Annotated in this window: 12 protein-coding genes and 2 riboswitches; of the genes, 5 read left to right on the top strand and 7 right to left on the bottom strand. The window is 48.0% G+C overall.

Annotated features, from left to right (window positions below):
* Positions 1-843: 843 nt before the first annotated feature.
* The 6 genes from KNP78_RS15305 to KNP78_RS15280 form a co-directional block, all read right to left on the bottom strand.
* The gene (locus KNP78_RS15305; RefSeq protein WP_034781627.1) at positions 844-2,205 is read right to left on the bottom strand and encodes an NCS2 family permease; all 1,362 of its coding nucleotides are present in this window, start codon (positions 2,203-2,205) and stop codon (positions 844-846) included.
* A gap of 89 nt (positions 2,206-2,294) precedes the next feature.
* Positions 2,295-2,396, bottom strand: a riboswitch (purine riboswitch).
* Positions 2,397-2,533: 137 nt separating this feature from the next.
* Positions 2,534-4,057 carry a glutamine-hydrolyzing GMP synthase gene (gene guaA / locus KNP78_RS15300; protein WP_034781662.1) on the bottom strand — a complete coding sequence of 508 codons (1,524 nt, stop codon included), beginning with the start codon at positions 4,055-4,057 and terminating at the stop codon, positions 2,534-2,536.
* Between the two features lie 111 nt (positions 4,058-4,168).
* A riboswitch (purine riboswitch) is annotated at positions 4,169-4,269 on the bottom strand.
* Positions 4,270-4,308: 39 nt separating this feature from the next.
* Entirely contained in the window at positions 4,309-6,405 is a 2,097-nt protein-coding gene (locus KNP78_RS15295) for a transglutaminase domain-containing protein (protein ID WP_214825383.1), read from the bottom strand.
* A complete protein-coding gene (locus KNP78_RS15290) occupies positions 6,402-7,469 on the bottom strand; it encodes a DUF58 domain-containing protein (RefSeq protein ID WP_034781624.1) in 1,068 nt (355 codons plus the stop codon). Before KNP78_RS15290 ends, KNP78_RS15295 begins: the two co-directional genes overlap by 4 nt.
* Positions 7,466-8,419 (bottom strand): AAA family ATPase, encoded by a 954-nt coding sequence (locus KNP78_RS15285; protein WP_214709525.1) that lies wholly within the window; start codon positions 8,417-8,419, stop codon positions 7,466-7,468. Before KNP78_RS15285 ends, KNP78_RS15290 begins: the two co-directional genes overlap by 4 nt.
* A 172-nt stretch (positions 8,420-8,591) precedes the next feature.
* Positions 8,592-9,197 carry a flavin reductase family protein gene (locus KNP78_RS15280; RefSeq protein WP_214825381.1) on the bottom strand — a complete coding sequence of 202 codons (606 nt, stop codon included), beginning with the start codon at positions 9,195-9,197 and terminating at the stop codon, positions 8,592-8,594.
* Between the two features lie 258 nt (positions 9,198-9,455).
* Here KNP78_RS15280 and KNP78_RS15275 point away from each other — a divergent pair, with 258 nt between their 5' ends.
* Both KNP78_RS15275 and KNP78_RS15270 read left to right on the top strand, forming a co-directional pair.
* The gene (locus KNP78_RS15275) at positions 9,456-11,294 is read left to right on the top strand and encodes an ATP-binding protein (protein WP_235420266.1); all 1,839 of its coding nucleotides are present in this window, start codon (positions 9,456-9,458) and stop codon (positions 11,292-11,294) included.
* A gap of 202 nt (positions 11,295-11,496) precedes the next feature.
* Entirely contained in the window at positions 11,497-11,814 is a 318-nt protein-coding gene (locus KNP78_RS15270; protein ID WP_214825378.1) for a hypothetical protein, read from the top strand.
* Positions 11,815-11,877: 63 nt separating this feature from the next.
* Here the strand turns inward: KNP78_RS15270 and KNP78_RS15265 are convergent, their stop codons facing one another.
* On the bottom strand, positions 11,878-13,161 hold the full coding sequence (locus tag KNP78_RS15265) for a tetratricopeptide repeat protein (RefSeq protein WP_034781610.1): 1,284 nt from the start codon (positions 13,159-13,161) through the stop codon (positions 11,878-11,880).
* Between the two features lie 281 nt (positions 13,162-13,442).
* Between KNP78_RS15265 and KNP78_RS15260 the strand changes: the two genes are divergently transcribed.
* The 3 genes from KNP78_RS15260 to KNP78_RS15250 all read left to right on the top strand — a co-directional run bounded on the left by KNP78_RS15260 (position 13,443) and on the right by KNP78_RS15250 (position 16,249).
* Positions 13,443-14,123 carry a hypothetical protein gene (locus KNP78_RS15260; protein ID WP_034781607.1) on the top strand — a complete coding sequence of 227 codons (681 nt, stop codon included), beginning with the start codon at positions 13,443-13,445 and terminating at the stop codon, positions 14,121-14,123.
* Between the two features lie 82 nt (positions 14,124-14,205).
* Positions 14,206-14,724: a hypothetical protein gene (locus tag KNP78_RS15255; protein ID WP_034781604.1), complete on the top strand. Its 519-nt coding sequence runs from the start codon at positions 14,206-14,208 to the stop codon at positions 14,722-14,724.
* A 196-nt stretch (positions 14,725-14,920) separates the two neighbouring features.
* Entirely contained in the window at positions 14,921-16,249 is a 1,329-nt protein-coding gene (locus tag KNP78_RS15250) for an N-acetylmuramoyl-L-alanine amidase family protein (protein WP_214825376.1), read from the top strand.
* Positions 16,250-16,357: the final 108 nt, after the last annotated feature.

The raw sequence follows: 16,357 nt of genomic DNA, 5'->3' as shown, positions 1-16,357 counted from the left end.
TCCTGAGCCAGGATCAAACTCTCCAAAGAATTTGATATAGCTCTTTAAAAATGACGAAGCTTGCGCTTCATTCAAAAATTGTAAAACTTTTTTTGCCTCATCGTTCAGTTTTCAAAGTTCGTCTGCCGCTCTTAGCGACTAAATGATAATAACATTTATCATTGTTGTGTGTCAACCAGTTTGTTTACTAAGTTGTAAGCATCGCTGGCAACAGAGATAACTATAGCATCCCTTTCTATAACATGGCAAGCATTATTCTAAAAAAACTTTAAAAAGTTTTAAATCACCTTTTCACCTCGGCCCGACTCAAGGATTGGAAGACGATCGACCGACGGAATGATTTTACATTACGGAAAGTACCGACCGGGGTCAAGGGAGGATTATACCAACTATCTAACCTAATCTACTGCTCACACTCCATAGTCCCCTTTCCGGAATCAAGCGTTATCTTCATAGCTATGATGTCTTTCCAGACTCTCGCAGATACCAACCGCTCGGAAGCAGGCCACGTACGCTACAACTACTTGAATCTCTAAATCGCGAATCAAACGTTTCAACTCCTTCTATATATAGAGGACAATTGCCTAGTAGGTGAATGGAGGTTAAATACACCATCGACTGTTCAATACCATATATATGAAGAAAACCATCATTTCACGAAGGAATGGTGGAACAGGACCATTCGCCACAATCAAATTTTCAAATGCGTTCTCTCACAAGATGTCACGTTTATCCGCAATGAACACATTACAGAAACCACGCACCAACGATGTATGATCTGTTCCTTCCCGAAAACACTGCATACAAAAAAAGCCGACTCATAACCGAGTCGGCTCCGTTTATTTACGCGTGTGGCAAGAACATGAAGTACGCCAAGAATATGACTAGCATTCCGTACATGATTGGGTGAATCTCTTTTGTTTTCCCTTTCGCGATCATCATGAGCGGGTACAAGATGAACCCAAGCCCAATCCCCGTCGCAATCGACGAAGTGAGTGGCATCATGATAATCGTTAAGAATGCCGGAACCGCGATTTCGATTTTTTTCCAATCGATATCAAGTAGAGCTGAAGCCATCAACACACCAACAATAATCAAGGCCGGTGCCGTGACCGGTGCCGTGACAACCGCTAAGAGTGGTGAGAAGAACAAAGCCAATCCGAAGAATAAACCTGCGAATACAGCAGTCAACCCTGTACGACCACCCGCCGCAACTCCCGCCGACGACTCTACATATGATGTCGCAGTCGATGTCCCAAAGATTGCACCTGCAACCGTCGCAGTCGAATCAGCCATGAGCGCCTTACTCGCACGCGGCACTTTGTTTTCTTTCATGATCCCAGCTTGACGCGCCACCGCGACGAGCGTGCCGGCTGTATCGAAGAAGTCGATGAAGAAGAACGTCAAGATGACGATAAGCATTTGAAGTGTGAAGACATCACCAAAGTTAATGAACGCTTGGCCGAACGTCGAAGACATGCTCGGCGGCATCGATACAACATCTGAAATCGCAGTCGGTGTCGGCACGAGACCAAAAATCATTCCCGCGATAGCTGTCAACAACATCCCAATGAAAATGCCACCTTTGACGTCTCGTGCCATTAGCAATGCACTTACAACAAGACCGAATACCGCGAGGAGCGTAGTTCCTGTTCCGAGCGAACCGAGACTAACAAGCGTCGCTTCGTTCGCAACGACAATTCCTGCATTTTTCAAGCCGATGAAGGCGATGAAGAAACCAATCCCTGCAGCCACCGCCATTTTAAGCGGAGCCGGAATCGCATTGACGACCGTCTCACGAATGCCCGAGAGCGTCAAAGCGATAAAGAACAGTCCTGAGACGAGAACACCCGAGAGTGCCGTCTGCCAAGGGATGCCCATGCCGATAACGACACTGTAGGCGAAGAAGGCGTTAAGCCCCATGCCTGGCGCGATGGCGATCGGGTAGTTGGCGAACAGACCCATCGTGACCGATCCAATCAGTGCGACGAGACCAGTTGCGACGAAAACGGCACCCATATCCATACCCGCTGCGCCCAATACGTTCGGGTTGACGAATAAGATGTAAGCCATGGCCAAGAATGTCGTGAATCCTGCGACGAGTTCGGTTTTCACGTTCGTTCCAAGTTCTTTCAACTGGAAGTGACGTTCGATTCGGCTTTCTGACGGTTGATGATTTGGTTCTTGCTTGAGCTGTGTGCTCATTGATTTTCCTCCTTGGCTCGCCGTAAAACGAGAAAAGGTCCCCGATCGATGACCGGAGACCCCACGCGAAACATACAGGGACATACGTCCCCGAATCTATGTCTCGCCGTAGTGAAATCATTTAAGGTGATTTCGTAGAGACTCTCGGGCCATATTCCCGATATTATACGGCAAAATAATTTTTAATTGTTCGGATATGATAAGAACGTTTTTATCTTAACAACGTCAAAAATGAATGTCAACAGTAATGACGGATTTTAATCAAATATTTCATTCTAATGTTCGGTTTTTCCATATAAAAACAGAGAGGATTGCTCCCCTCTGCCTATTATTCCCACTCGATTGTTGCTGGTGGCTTCGATGTGATGTCGTACAGGACACGGTTGACGTGACTGACTTCGTTGACAATACGGACCGAAATCTTCTCGAGTACATCCCATGGGATGCGGGCCCAATCCGAAGTCATCCCATCAATTGATGTGACGGCACGTACGCCGACGGCATAGTCATACGTCCGCTCGTCGCCCATGACGCCGACTGAACGAATCGGTGTAAGGACCGTGAAATATTGCCAAATATCACGTTCGAGACCGGCCTTCTTCACTTCTTCGCGCAAAATCGCATCAGATTCGCGCACGATTTCGAGTTTCTCTTCTGTGATTTCACCGAGAACACGAATGCCAAGACCTGGTCCCGGGAACGGTTGACGCCATACGATATAGTCTGGCAATCCGAGTTCAGTACCGAGTTCACGTACTTCGTCTTTAAAGAGCGTGTTGAGCGGCTCGATCAACGTGAAGTTCATATCTTCTGGAAGTCCACCGACGTTATGGTGCGACTTGATCGTTTGTGCCGTATCTGTTCCGCTCTCGATGATATCCGTGTAGAGCGTACCTTGGGCAAGGAAGTCCATGTCCACAAGTTTAGACGCTTCTTCGTCAAACACGTAGATGAACTCGTTGCCGATGATTTTACGCTTTTGTTCCGGATCTGAGACGCCGGCTAGTTTCGCCATGAAACGATCACGTGCATCGATTTTGATGACTTTCATGTTAAATCCGTCCGCGAACGTCTTCATGACGCTGTCCGCTTCGTTTTTACGGAGCAAGCCATGGTCGACGAACATACATGTCAACTGGTCGCCGATCGCGCGGTGAACGAGCGCCGCCACGACCGATGAGTCAACACCACCTGACAAGGCACAAAGAACTTGCTTGTCACCGACGATTTCACGAATCTTCTCGACTTCGATGTCGATGAAGTTTTCCATCGACCATTCGCCTTTGGCACCACACACTTCATAGATGAAGTTTTTCAAGATGTCGTTTCCGTACTCCGAGTGACGGACTTCCGGGTGATACTGCACCCCATACATCTTGAGGTCATCACTCTTGATTGAGGCGACCGGACAAGAAGGGTTCGTCCCATCAACGATAAATCCTGGCGGTGCTTCCATAACGAGGTCACCGTGACTCATCCAAACAGTATGTTCCACTGGAAGATCCTTGTAGAGGGCCGAAGCTTCCGGCGTCGAGAAGAGCGTCGCTTTCCCGTATTCACGATGTGCGGCCCGCTCGACACGTCCACCGAAGTGATGTGTCATGAGCTGCATGCCGTAACAGATCCCGAAAATCGGAATCCCGAGTTCGAAAATTTCTGGGTCACAGCGATATGCGCCTTCCGCGTACACACTGTTCGGTCCACCCGAGAAAATAATCCCGGCCGGAGCCAGTTCACGAATCTCAGCAGCGGTCATCTTGTGGGAATGAAGCTCACTATATACGCCAAGGTCACGCACACGACGTGTGATCAACTGGTTGTACTGGCCTCCAAAGTCGAGCACCAAAATCATCTCTTGTTCTATTTTCACAAAACCTCCACCTTTCTGCCTTCTTCTCAAAAAAAGAGCGAGCTTCTCCCACGGATTCACTAAACCGAAGAAGAAGCACGCCCTTTTCTGTGTATACGAAACGTGCTCCTTCATAGTCGGTCCATTTACGGTGGTCCGGTAGAGACTCTCGCGCCAATTCGCGAGTATATACGAAGGAATGCTGTTCAATTATCTAACTAATGCGTCTATCTTACTGTATGCATCCGCCTACTTCAACTCATAATTCGACGAATCATGATTTTCCAATATTCTTTATATTTTGAATTCGGTGTTTGGTCGGCATAGATACTTTGCTCGAACAGACGGGTCAATCTCGTCATTTCGGTCGACTCATAATAGGCATCGACCTCTGCAGCGAGTTCTGACGGCGTGCGCCCGTCGACTTTGAAGCCTGCTCCGCGGAGTCGTTTAACTAGATATCGGTGCATGGCGACGAGTCGATTTTCATTCAATGGACGCCGTGTCCACCAAAGCATCATGACGAGGCGTTCAATCGATTTTCGGTTCCATACGAGAACGGCGACCGTAAAGACAATCAACACCCAACCCCAGACCGGCATATTCCAATTCTCCGTTGCCGCCTCACCTGATGTGACATCATCGAGTGCCAAATCTTCCTGTGGACGGTTCGTCTGCTCATTGTCTTGCGATGCTTGTGGATCGTTGGCTGCCGGGTCTTCTGAATTCGTTTCGTCCTCCGTCTCGATTTGAAGTAAGTTGGCGTCCGAGAAACTGATCGTCGCCTCAAGCGGGACCCAGCCTGCGCCTTCCACGAAATATTCTACCCATGAGTGAGCGTGACGGTTCCGGACCGTGTATTCTTCTTCCCCTTGAATGACCCCGCGCGCATCACCCATCGTGAAGCCTTTGACCCAACGCGTCGGCACCCCGCTCGCCCGTAGAAGGACAGCGGCCGAGGTCGAGAAGTTGTCGCAGTACCCGATCAACGTATCAAACAAAAATTGATCGACGTAATCGGTATCCCCTTCCGGGACGGCGACGTCTTCCGTGTTGTATTGGAATTCTCCAGATTGGAAGTACCCCTGAACGGCTTGGGCGTCCTCGTAAGGACTCTCGCTGTCAGCCGTGATGTCAGCCGCCAAGTCACGAACACGGTCCGGAAGCGAATCCGGTAGTTGTAAGTACGCCTGCCGCTCTTCTTCCGTCAACGTCGTCACCGGTTCGTTCAATGCCAGTTGCTCTTCAGTGAAGGAAGGGACGCTGTAGCGAAGTTGAATCGTCTGCGGCGTCGTTTGGCCATCATTGTCGAAGACGATCTTTCCGGACGGACGGATGTGAATCGTCTCGTTCGGGAACGGCTCCTCGATACTGCCGACCCTGAATTCGGTCCCATTGTCCGTCTCGGTCGCTTGTGGATACTCCCCGCCATACGGGACGAACGTTTGACGCCGGTCGAATCGGAGCAGCGCCTGTTCAGGCGTCGTATCGACGTCCGGGTCGACGAGCTGGCCGCGGTTGTAGTCCGAGTCGAGGACCGGGGACTCGACCCAACCTTTACCGGTGTAAATCTCTTTTGATTCGATGCGCCAGTAGCGTGCCGGTACACCACGGGCGATGAAGACGATCCCGTCATCCTGTTCGAACGGTCCACCGAGTTGCTCATCGTTCACCCCGTAGCCGACTCGACCGCTGCCTGACCCTTCATCGTTGCCAGCGTTTTGGAAACTCGTCGTCAACCGATCGGACCAGTCCCCTTCAATCGTCGGCGACACGCTCGCGAGCGCCAACACGACCGAAGCGAGGAGAGCGATACTGACATAGCGGACGAGCGACTTGCTCGGCCGTTTCGCCAAATCGGTCACGAAGAGTAATAAGAGTGACGCTAAAATCGCAAGTAGTATTTTTCCTTCTCCGTCATAAAGCGTCCATGTGTCAAAGTATGCCATCAATCCGAGCGTCGAGACGATCATCCCGAGGACGAAACCATAGCTTGGATACGTCCGTCCGACCAAGATGGCGAACAGGACACCGATGAGCGCCATCGCCGAGAAGAAAATTGCTTCTTCTGGTAAAGCCCCGCTCAGCACCCCACTTAAATCTTCTACCCAGAGCCCAAACCAATCTAAGATACTGCCGTGATACACGTACAAGATGGTAAAGAAGTTGAGGACAACCACGGCGATGAACCCATACCAAGGCAACAAGCTCGCAAACATCGGGACGAGGAGTAAAAACAGGAACGGCCAATTGACGTCGAACGTCGTACTCCCGACAATCGGCTCGACCCAAAACGACAACAAGTAAGCGGCAAGTGCCGTATAGACAATCCGTTTCACCCACATCGTCATGTCGTCACCTCGTTCGCCGTGTACAAGTGATAGCTACCTTGGGTCTCATTCATGATTTCGCGTACCCATTTCGTCTCGAGCGGGCTGATTAAAATCAAGTTTCCGACCTCTTGCGGCAAGTTACGCTTCACTCGTTCAACAAGACGCCCTTCCGGTTCCGGCGTCGCCGTCAGCAAGTAATGCCCGACCTCGGCGCTTTGGTCCGGCAAATGAAATAGACGGACCTGTTCTTCGATGACGTACAGTTCAAACGGCAAGTTTTTCCGTTCAAGTTGCCGAATCGCGCCGACGAGTAACGACAGCGATCGTTCGAACGCTTCTTCGTGTCCGGCAGATGTGGACGGGACGAAGACGAGCGAGAGTTTTTTCTCCTGCTCTTGATCGAACGTTTTCGTCATCAAGTTACCTCGACGAGCCGAGGCCTTCCAATCAATCCGGCCGATGCGGTCACCGGCCGCGTATTCCCGGACACCGCTCGTCGTGTTCGCTACTTCTGTATATGTCCGCGTGCGCCGGTACTGTTCGCCACGCCCACCGACCTGCTCATCACGCGGCAAATCGAACGGAAGTTCAGCCGGCGACACTTCGACGACCGTCTCGAGCCGCAACGTCCGTTTACGATCGAACAGCCCGAACACGTCACGTACGTGAAGGACCGTCCGATCGAACACGTGGATCCCCCGGCGGATCTGTTCGATTTCGTAATGCACCGTCTCTGTTCGCCGAAAAAAGCGGTCGACCGGGGTAACAATCACGTCCGTCGATGTAGCGAGACGAGGCGGTGGTGTCTCTTCTAACGTGACGACCCCGACAAGAAACGGGTATTTCCGCTCCACTTGCAGTTCTACGTCCATCGTTTGGCCCGAGACGAGTCGTTTGGTCGTGATTCGCCGCGAGACGTTGGCTGCCGTGACCGGGTAAATCATAAAGATTGTCCAATACGCCGCCAAAACGAAAAATGACCACCAAAGTGTCGAGGCGACGATACTCCCTTCGATCCGGGCGAACGCGTAAAGTCCGAATGCCGCCGCCCACACGAGGAACAGCTTCATCCAATTTTTCATACTTCTTTGACCTCACGATCCATCGGGACCGGTAGCGAGTCGAGCCAACCTTTGACGAGCTGTTCGGCCGTTTTCCCTTTATAACGCGCCTCTGCCGTCAACAAGATACGGTGTCCGAGCACACTACCCGCGAGCGCCTTCACGTCATCTGGCAAGACGAAATCACGGTTATGGATATACGCCCACGCCTGAGCTGCCTTCATCAGAGCGAGCGTCGCACGCGGACTACCCCCGAGGTACGTGTTCGGGTCGTTGCGCGACTCATGGATCAAGCGGACGATATACTGTTTGACCGCACTCGAGACATGCACGTCACGCACGTCACGCTGCATCTGTTCGACTTCGTGTTTCGTGATGACACTTTGGAGCGCCTCGAGCGGCTCTGCCTTTTCGAAACGGGTCAACAAAGAGATTTCTTCATTGAACGACGGGTACCCCATCTCGATTTTAAGAAGGAATCGGTCGAGCTGGGCTTCCGGGAGCGGGTATGTCCCTTCATGTTCAATCGGGTTTTGTGTCGCCATGACGAAGAACGGGGAAGGTAAGATTTTGACTTCCCCATCGACGGTCACACTGCGCTCCGCCATCGCCTCGAGTAACGCCGACTGCGTTTTCGGAGAGGTCCGGTTGATTTCATCAGCCAAGACGATGTTCCCCATCAAAGGTCCCGGACGGTACTCGAACTCTTTTGTCTTTTGATTGTACATCGAGATCCCCGTCAAGTCGGACGGCAACATGTCCGGAGTGAACTGAACGCGTTTAAAATCCAAATCAATGGCACGACTGAACGTACGAACGAGCATCGTCTTCCCGACCCCGGGCACGTCTTCTAACAACACGTGACCTCCGGCAAGCAACGCAGTCAAACTTTTTGCGATGACATCTTCTTTCCCGACGATCACCGTTTCAATGGCATTGATGATCGATTGAATGGCTGGACGATAGGACATAGCCGACTCCCCTTTTTTCTCTAATCGCTGACGCGTTCGAAAATTGAATGTTCTGACTTTATTGTGACATATTCAAGCGCTCGTGTGAAAGAAAACCATCATGCCAATCGGTTTTCCATTCTTTACCCGAAAAAAGGCGCCTTGTCTCTGATTTGAGCAGGCGCCATGACGTTTATTTTGGTCGTTCGATTTCAAAAGTGTCCCCGAGGGTCGCATAAAAGTTGCCGGCGAGACGACTGACCGGCGCCAGTTGTTCCGCATCGATGCGTCCAGCCTGATAAAGCGCTGGCTCGATGTGAAACCGGACGACGCGAGCGATCAACAAGTCCGCTGTCACGACGCCATCGTGTTCGATTGGAACGTGATGGTGAAGTTTACACTCCATCCGGATTTTGGCTTCTTTCACACCCGGTGTCTCCACGACGTCGCTAGGCACGATGGTGAAGGCCGTCCGCTCGAGTTCGCTTTCCTCGGGTCCTAGATTGGCTGCCGTCTCATTGACGAGGGTCACATTCGTTTCGTCTACGATATGGATGACGAGTTCTTCGGTCGCGACAGCGTTACGAGCCGTGTCTTTCATGACACCGTCCTTCCGTTGAACCGACACCGAGAGAAGTGGTGGTTCGGAAGCAACGATATTGAAATAACTGAACGGAGCGGCGTTAATCGTCTCTCCGTTTCGCGTCGTCACAAATGCGATTGGGCGCGGTACGACACTTCCAATCAAAAATTTATACGCGTCACGTTCGGTTAAAGCTGAAGGTTCAATCGATAGCATACGATAGCACTCCTTTGGATTCGACTATAGGTTCAAACTATCCCGTTCACAGCGGACGTGTCAAACGTGAGCACATCGGAATGTGTAGGATGATGAAATACGGGGTATATCCGTCTAGATATGACAATTAAACAGACAATCATCTGATGGCACATCGCTTGAGCAGTTCGGTGTTCATCTGATTTTTCTTTTTGTATATTTCGGTTATGACGATTGAATTGGAGATGGTTTTAGTTAAGGAAGGAAGTAGAGCGTATTATGGGCAAGTGGATTGAACAATTGAACAGTCGTCAAATACTCGGCATCCTGTATGGGGTCTGTATCGTCAGTCTCTTTTTAACGGCAATCGCGGCTTGGTTTGTTCGGGATGATAACGTCTCGCCAAACGAACTTTTGACGTTACGTTGGATTTGGATGACCGGGTTAGTCATGTTTATCACTGCTATTTTATTAATCGGCCGTCCATTGATTAAACGAATGGTCGGACAAAATGAGAAAATGCATGCGAAGCAACAAGAGATGCAGTCGGTGCTCGAGGCGTCTAAACAAAACGAGACAAAATTGAAGTATCGTAACGAACTGATCGAAGTACTCGCTTCAAAGGAGTCGTTATTAGACTACTCTGCTGTCATCGAAAAGATCGTCTGGTTGACCGAGGCTGAGTTCGGGGCGGTCCTCCTTATCAAAGACGATGAAATCACATCCGTCGTACCAAAAGGGATGACGACAGAACAACAAGAAGATTTAAAGGTGCAGTCGCTCTTGTTAAAACGTGTCATGATCTCGAAATCGCTAGAAGCGACATCGAAGAAAGTGGCCGATCAGATTCACGGTTATCCGTATTACATCCACGAGACGGTCATCCCGGTGAAAGACCCGTCAGATGGGACGATGATCGGTTGCTTGTACTTGGCATGTTATGACGAGCCGTTCGACGCGAGTGAAACGTCGGAACTGAACGCATTTGCGAATCAGTTGGCTATCTCGCTATTGCGGACCCGACTGTATCGCCAAATGCAACAAGACCGGAAAGAGACGGCGCAACTGATCAACTCAGTGCGCGAAGCCATCCTCTACTTCAATTATGAGGAAGACACGATTGTCGGTAACCGCGCCTTTATCCGCATGTTCGATGAGCTCCAATTCGAATACGCAGGTTATGAGGAACTGACGACCTTGTCGATCGATATCGAACAGTTCGCCGAACGGGTCGACCAACAAGACCTCTTCATCAGTTACGTCGAGCGTGTGTTCGACCAAGAACCACCGGAAGATGGCCTCTCGATTTCCCTTGATCAAGGTGATTGCTTCCTCCAAGTATACGCCGAGAGCATTTACCGGGATGGGAAGATACACGGCACGATGCTCGTGTTGCGTGATGTGACGGCCGAGACCGAGATTGACCGAATGAAGTCGGAGCTCGTCTCGACGGTGTCTCACGAATTACGAACTCCGTTATCTTCTATTTATGGGTTTACAGAATTGATGCTCGAGCGCGACTTGAAAGAAAGCCGTCGCGAATTGTATTTGAAGACCATCCATGACGAAGCGAAGCGCCTCTCCTACTTGGTAAATGACTTCCTCGACTTGCAAAAGATGGAGGCCGGGAAACAGACGTTCGAATGGGAAACGGTTGACCTTCTCGAACTTGCTCGTGACAGCATCAGCTTCTATCAAGAAACGACCGACTCGCATCATTTACACCTCGATGCCGACGTCGGACAAGACTTCAAAATCGAAGCTGATTTAGAAGGAATGCGGCAGTTGCTCGGTAACTTGCTCAGTAACGCCATCAAGTACTCACCTGAAGGCGGCAACGTGCTCGTCTCGTTGGAACGACTCGAAGGACAAGTCGTCATGAAAGTCCGGGATAACGGGATGGGCATCCCTTCTTCCGCCTTGCCGAACTTGTTCGGGAAGTTTTACCGAGTCGACAACTCGGACCGCCGGAAAATCGGCGGAACAGGCCTCGGTCTCGCCATCTGTAAAGAGATCGCCAAAGCGCACGACGGACATTTACATGTCGAATCGATCTACGGTGAAGGTAGCACCTTTATTTGTGAGCTCCCGACGTCAAAAGAGGCGATTCATCAATGAGCGCGGCCGGATTCATTCCGGTCGTGTTTTTTATATTATTGCTTCTCTTTTTTGCAGGAATGTTTTGGCATAATCTAGAAAAAGAGTAACACCGAGAACCTGAGGCGACGTCACTACACCCTTCCCATTATTCTCGCAGGTAAAATTTAAAAAAAGAGCTATACTAGTAAGGAAGAGACAGACAAGATTGGAGGTCATGGAGTTGGATCATCGCGACCCACCGTTTTCAGAAGTAGGCGACTTTAAACAATGGGGCCGTTTTGATATAAACGTGCCACTGCAGGGCGGGCAAGCTGAACTTCAGACTGCCGTGTCGATTGTAAGAAATCATATTCCGTTGCGATTGGGTGGATTTTATATCATCGCGAGTGAAGATGGGATTTTGACGAGCGGCTCACACGACGCCAATTTACAAAAGCACATCATTCACTTGCTCCAACAAGTGCAAATGGGCCATTTGGAAGATGAAGCGTTGATGAACGAACCGATTTGGACGATTCATTATTTCACCACTCCATAAAACGACAAGAGACGATTCGGGCGTCTCTTTTTTTGTGCAAAAAAAAGAACGCCTCGAGAGGCGTTAATCCCATCGAGACATAATCGCAATGGATTTTTCATAGTATTCAGTGGATAGTTTATACTTCCCATTTTCACGTAGCTCACGCGCTAACCAAAGTGCGTATTTGTTTGTGTAATGATAATCATCAGACGACTCAAAATAGTGAACTGCCTTTTTCAAACTTTCAATCAATTCTTTACTGTTTCCATGAGTGTATTTATCACGGAAGACTCCAAAGTGGTATATAAATTCGTCTAGGTTTTCCTGTATACCAGCTTCTTTAATGATATTTTCTCCCTTTTCTACCCAATCAAGTACTTCTTTCGCATTATCCCGAATAGAGTATTCCTCAATTAAAGAAAGAATACTTAGTAACTTACTTTTGGTTTCTACTTTATATTCTAATCCTTTCAGGAAATATTCTAATGCAAGTTCTCGGTTTCCTTGCAAAGAATAAATTTCTCCTGTGTTATTGTATAGCATCCCATAATACCCTTTTAAATCAGTAGCTCCAGCAGCCTTTATTGCCTTTTGGTAATGGGACAATGATTCATTAAATCTTTTTCTTCTTTTGAATGCTAATCCAATAATTAAGTGGCATTCGATAACCCGTTCCACATAAAAATTATCTTTAAAGTATGTCAAAGCTGTAGTAACGTGTTCGATTGTTTGAAGATAATCAGTGTATTTATAATACATTCCACCAATGATGTAATTGATATCTGCTATTTCCCATTCTTCTAAATATGTTGTATCCAACTCGTCTCTTACTTGTTGCATAAGAGACAAGGCGGTGTCTTTATCGTTTAAAGAAAAAGATTTTAAAGCCTTTAGAACGTTAAACCGCATACGATCTTCGGAAGTGAACTGATCTTGTAGCCATTCTAATTCAGTTAAATATCCTTCTTTTCCACCAGGCATAAAATCAAATCGAGCTAACACTAATAACATTAATATATATAGAGGTTTGTGTTTGTAAATCCTATGATCGTTTTTATATCGCTCTATTCTCTTCAGGTTGTCCGCAGTTTCTTTAGGCTTTCTAGATAAGATGGCTTCTTTCATTAATCTGGTGATTTCTAGCCTAATCTTTTCAATTTCCGCTTCAGTTACTGTTACGTAAAGAGGAATGTCTAAGTCTAACTTCCTAAAAATTAGTTCTAATACTTCCTCACTAGGTATGGTCTGATTATTTTCAATTTTACTTAAATATGAGATAGAACATATTCCACGGGCTAAAACTGACTGTTTCATATTACGGCGCAGACGCTCTACTTTAATCAAATTCCCATAATTATTTTGCATGCAGTAGCATCTCCTGGACTCTTTTTATAATACTTTAGACCCGATTTTCATCAAATTTCATCTCATCTAGGAAAATCAGACTTATAAATGGTCGATTTTCAAAGGTTTTAAGCGTCTATTTTCCCAAACGATACAAAATCACTAGTCCTTTTATCCATGATAGAATTTAACTAATCCCAAAAAGGGAATTTTGTTAGTTTTAACAGACTGTCTCATTTAAAGTTTATTCCATCCATGATAAAAAGCAAGACATAGGGCATAAACTAAAGGAGGTCATCTAAATGAGTAAACTTAGTAATCTCCTCGCTAGAGATTATGTAAAGCCACGCATCTATTTTACAACAAGAAACTTACCTACAATCGATGCATTATTTACCCCCTCAGATCAAAAACAGTTTAGAGGCCTTGATAATCTATCAACTCTCTTACAAGATTCTAAAGGTATTATCATAAATGCATTCCACATCGATTATTATCAAACTTTACCAAATTTAATCGCACGCATATTAAGCGAAACTTATTCTTCAAAAAAAATATGGGTTATTGGTCCCGAACTCTCGTTAACTATTTTGAAAAGAAGTATGAAAAGTATTTATCCATTTAGATCTTCTATAGGATATTTAAACGCAGATCAGTGTGAAAAAGCCCTGATTGAAACGTGTGTAGAAAAACTGCACGATGGTGATTTACTGTATGTTTTACCAGAGGTTTCATTTGCATGGAAGCCTGGAGTTGACGAGGATTATAATAACCATGAAGAACATCCTCTATGTAGTGCGATTCTAAGCCAAAAATCAAAATGCTCTGTTTTACCAATTACCAATTCAGATGTTGATAACATGATTGAAATTCACGAACCTGTTTATTCAAAAGATTACCGAGGCTCTATATTTGAATCAGCTATCCTTCAATCTCGTCAAGTTTTAACAGCCTTAAAATTGAATCAACCACATCTCGAATGATTGCCAAATAGTACCTTTACGTCATATATTGTTTATATACGGAAAAATACACAGCATACAACCTAGAAAAGAGGTACTATTTATGAAAAAATTCAAAAATGCGCTAATTGTTTCATTAGCTTTACTTCTTCTTTTCGGAATTTCAAAGCCGCTAATTTCAGAAAATCCGTTCACATCAGAAGAATTGGCCGCTGAAGATTTCCCACGCCTCTGGAGCTTGCCGGCTAACCAAGTCGCAGCTGAGGATTTCCCACGCCTCTGGAGCTTGCCGACTAACCAAGTCGCAGCCGAGGATTTTCCACGCCTCTGGAGCTTGCCGACTAACCAAGTCGCAGCTGAGGATTTCCCACGCCTTTGGAGCTTGCCGACTAACCAAGTCGCAGCCGAGGATTTCCCACGCCTCTGGAGCTTGCCGGCTAACCAAGTCGCAGCCGAGGATTTCCCACGCCTTTGGAGCTTGCCGACTAACCAAGTCGCAGCTGAGGATTTCCCACGCCTCTGGAGCTTGCCGACTAACCAAGTCGCAGCTGAGGATTTCCCACGCCTCTGGAGCTTGCCAACTAACCAAGTCGCTTCTAAAGACTCTTCACCTCTTGCCTAATCCTTCAAAAGAGACGCCCTTGCGCGTCTCTTTTTTATTTCCGAATCTCTGGAAATAAACTTTTAGAAAAAAAGTAAAACAATTTACATATTAACCTCCATTTTTTTCTTGTTTCCTTATATAATAACGGAGACATGATGACGATTTCATTTCACAGCTATTTCATATGAACGACGAACAAAGGAGCGGATCTCGATTGAACCGAACGAAACCATCTTGGAACTTGAAACTGTTGCTTAGCTCTTCCCTTGTCATTGGTGGCATGGCCATCGCCCCATTCGACTTGACGCCGACCGGTTTCGAATCGAGCCGTGTCGAAGCTGCCTCGACCTACACGACGACAGCTAACTTGAACCTTCGTTTGAGTGCCGCCACTTGGAGTCCGATTCTTCTAACGATTCCATCCGGGGCGTCCGTCAAATATGTCAGCACGTATGGGTCTTGGTACAAAGTCAGTTACGGCGGAAAAACCGGCTACGTCGCTTCGCAGTACGTAAAAGTATCGAGCGCGTCGACAATCACGCCGAGTTCAGCCTCGTACTACAAAACAACAGTCAATTTGAACATGCGATTGACGGCAGCCTCATGGAGCACGGTCTTGATGACCATCCCGAACGGCGCCACTGTCAAGTACGTCAGCCGCTACGGCTCTTGGTATAAGGTCAGCTACAATGGGAAAACGGGCTATGTGGCTTCCCAGTACTTATCAGCCACAGGAGCCCCGACCACGACGACATCGACAACCTCCTACCAAACAACGGTCAACTTGAACATGCGTTTGACGGCTGCCTCGTGGAGCAAGGTATTGATGACCATCCCGAACGGCTCGACCGTCAAGTATGTCAGCAAGTACGGCTCTTGGTATAAGGTCAGTTACGGTGGGAAGACGGGCTACGTCGCTTCCCAGTATTTGAAACCAGCCACGACGACGACACCGACGACGTCCACGGGTACGGGACGTACGATTGTGATTGATGCCGGACACGGTGGAAACGATCCTGGAGCTGTCTACGGCTCATCTTACGAAAAAGTGATTGCATTCGATATTGCCGCACGTCTCGCGAGTACGCTCTCGAATACATATGGCTATAACGCACGGATGACACGCACGAACGATGTCTACTTGTCGCTCGCACAACGCGTCGAATTGACGAAGTCGTATAAAGGCAGCGCCTTTGTCAGCATTCACAACAACTCTTCGACGAACACGTCTTACCACGGTCATGAAGTACTCGTGCCGACCGGAGAAAGCTATACGACGAACCCATACATCTCGGCTAGCCGGAGTCTAGGAGCGGCCATCAACCGTGAACTCGGTGCACGTATCCCGACAATCCGTAACCGTGGCGTGAAGTATCAAAACGTTTATGTCGTCGGAAAGAACAGCGTCCCTTCGACACTCGTCGAATACGGGTTCATCAGCAACGCGAACGACCGCTCGCATTTGACGAGCATCACTTACCGGCAACGGATGGCAGACGCCACCGCTTCTGGGATTCATCAATTCATGAGCACTTATAAATAAGCAAGAGACCTGACCGCATATTGAAGTGCTCCCTGTCAAGTAGACAGGACAAATAATGAAAACCAGCCTAGGCGGCTTGAGACCTGTATTCGACAGGGCTCAAGCCGT

Origin of the sequence: Exiguobacterium sp. s28, assembly GCF_018618135.1 — a bacterium.
GTDB lineage: Bacteria > Bacillota > Bacilli > Exiguobacteriales > Exiguobacteriaceae > Exiguobacterium > Exiguobacterium mexicanum_A.
This window is presented reverse-complemented; position numbering and strand designations above follow the sequence as displayed.